The organism is Wolbachia endosymbiont of Nasonia oneida (assembly GCF_009012935.1).
Lineage (GTDB): Bacteria > Pseudomonadota > Alphaproteobacteria > Rickettsiales > Anaplasmataceae > Wolbachia > Wolbachia pipientis.
Window position 1 is genome coordinate 1 of the sequence record NZ_QESS01000041.1, and the last position, 2576, is coordinate 2576.

A 2576-nucleotide genomic window follows, 5' to 3' on the forward strand; every position below is an offset into this window, starting at 1 on the left:
TAAAAAACATTCCAAACTTTCTCTCCACTTTTTCTGGGTAAGGTCAATACCTTTAAGCCCAACACCAAGCTCGAGAAAGTAGAAAGTGTGGAGCAGCCTATTCAGTCTTCTTTGAATCTAACATGAAAGGCTATGCTCAAAAAACTATAAGCGTCCAAGTAATTTTTTAAATAAGATAACTCCTTTAGAATATCTCTTAAGCTATTAACTTAACATCACCATAGGATTTAAAACATCCCCCAAAAAATGTTAAAGCTATTTTAGTAAAATACTCAAAACTTGACCCTAAGCAACTTTGAGTTCATGTTCCTGGTACTCTTGCTTTACCTTCCTGCATAATCGCTTTTGGAGGAAATATATTACTGGATGAAGAACTCACTATATCACCACACTTTAAACCTTTTACCGCTGCTTTGACTCCTTCTGAGACTTTTTTAGATAGACTAATTGTTTCAAAAGATTGACAAAGTTTTCCAGACCTTTCAAAATATCCCTGTTTAATAGCATCGTAGACCCAATATCCACCAAGCGAGCAATTCTCACCTAATTCTTCTTTACAATTTTTGAACTTTTCCAGTATTTCCTTTTTGTTACTAACTTCTACTATTATTTTATCTTGCTTGTCAGGGTACAAATTAACTTCTAATTCTCCTAAACTAGTAGAGAAAGTTAACACTATATTACTATTGTCTGCAAGATTAGTGTAATGCCTTATGCCATTTTCCGTTATAATTTCTACCTCATTTTTACCGATCTTGATTATATTTCTTCCGTATTCTATTTCTCCTTGAGTGAGTCCTAAACTCCTTGCTCCATCTGTAATCTTCGCAACATCTATTGTGCTATCTTCTGAATATTCTAAGTAAAAAGTAGAGTTATCAATTTTTGTGCTATTCAACTCGGAATTGGTTGCATTTTTTGCAATTTTCAGAAATCTCTGAGTAAAATTGAGATACTCTTGATAAGCTTTGATCATATTAGCTTTATGAGCTTCAAACCCTGATCCTATAACCTCCAATTTATCAACACTGTCACTTTTTCCTAACCTTGCTCCCTTCGATACTAATATACAGACTATATTGCTAGCGACTTCTGGACTTTCTTTTAGCTGGTTAATTCTTTCTATTACATGATCTGTGAAATAATTCTTTTGATCTTTAGCAAAATTCAGTCTTACTCCAGATATGATAGCTTCATTCACAACTTTTTGTAATTCAGCCATATTTTTAGCTTTTGATACTTCTGTCAAGTACTCATCTAGCTGGTTTAATTTATCTGGTAAACAAACGTTAAATAAACATTTACTTGGTAAATTTACTGTTTGGTGTGAAGTTGTCTCAGCCTCTTGTTCATCTGCTCCTGCTTGCGATTGAGTTGCCGCTACTGAAAGTAACTTACTCAATTCAGTGCACATATCACCTTGAAGCTCTGGGAGATTATATTCATAGTTCTTACTAATCAAAACAATCTTTAAATCTTCAGTGTTTTTATGTTTATCCAAAAACTTCTTCAAATTTTCAATACCTTGAGTGTCAAATTTATATGAGTTGTACTTATCGTCAGAAGTGTATGTACCCAGGACCAGTTTATTTAGTTCTTCATTCAATTTCTTTTGCTTTTCAGTGAATAAGTGCTCTATGGGATAGTAATTGCAATTGTCAATCGCAATTTGCATAGGAGTTTTTCCATTCTTATTCTCTATTTTAAAATTATCCACATATTTCATAAAATCATCCATTTCATAATCTCTAGCAAGAGGTACAGCTACATGTAGAAATGTTTCTCCTTGATGATTCTGAATGTTAGGATCAGCTCCATTTTTAATGAGTAAACCTACAGTTCTGTGGTCTATAAGACCAAGATGAGCAGCAGCGTAATGTAGAGGTGTATTTCCTTGATAGTCTCTTATGTTAGGATCAGCTCCTGCCTTTAAGAAATCCTCCATCAATGTACGACCATTGTACATGTTTTCTTCTAGCACTTCTATAAGCATATGTAGTAGTGTGAACTCTTTCGCTCCTACTTTAAGATTAAGAACAGCTTTTAGATCTGCGTTATTCTCATTTTTTGCTAAAAATTGTTTAAGTTTTGAAGTGTCAAGAGAATTAGAATACCTAATAATAGGGTATAACTCGCTAATTAATTCTTTTTGACTATTTGTTAATTGTAAACCACCTAATTTAACAAACCATTCTTCTATTATATCAAGACAGGAAGGACCAAATAAGTCTGAAATTCTCCAAAGTAAATCCTGTTTAATGGAGTTATAGTAATCATCTTGATTACCTACTATTGGTAACTCATCTGTTTCTATACACTTTAGCCCACTACTTAATCCCCCTCCTGAAACTTGCTCACTTGTTTGTTGACTGACAGACACTACAACAGGTTTTTTTGACTTTTCAACCATCGTGCTACCTCCTAGCTTGAACAGATAATTTATTATATATAATGTATCATATGAGTCAAGTCAAGTCAAGTCAAGTTAATTTAACATAACATTTTTCTTATTTTGCAATTTTTATACTAAGATGTATGGTCCCAGAGTGTGATGGTGTGGATTTAGTATAAATAAT

At 33.0% G+C, this 2576-nt stretch carries 1 protein-coding gene; it reads right to left on the reverse strand.

Annotation, left to right across the window (positions count from 1 at the left end; all coding sequences use genetic code 11):
* Positions 1 to 301: 301 nt before the first annotated feature.
* Positions 302 to 2410, reverse strand: a complete 2109-nt coding sequence (locus DEF52_RS05950) for an ankyrin repeat domain-containing protein (protein ID WP_151808130.1) — start codon at positions 2408 to 2410, stop codon at positions 302 to 304.
* Positions 2411 to 2576: the final 166 nt, after the last annotated feature.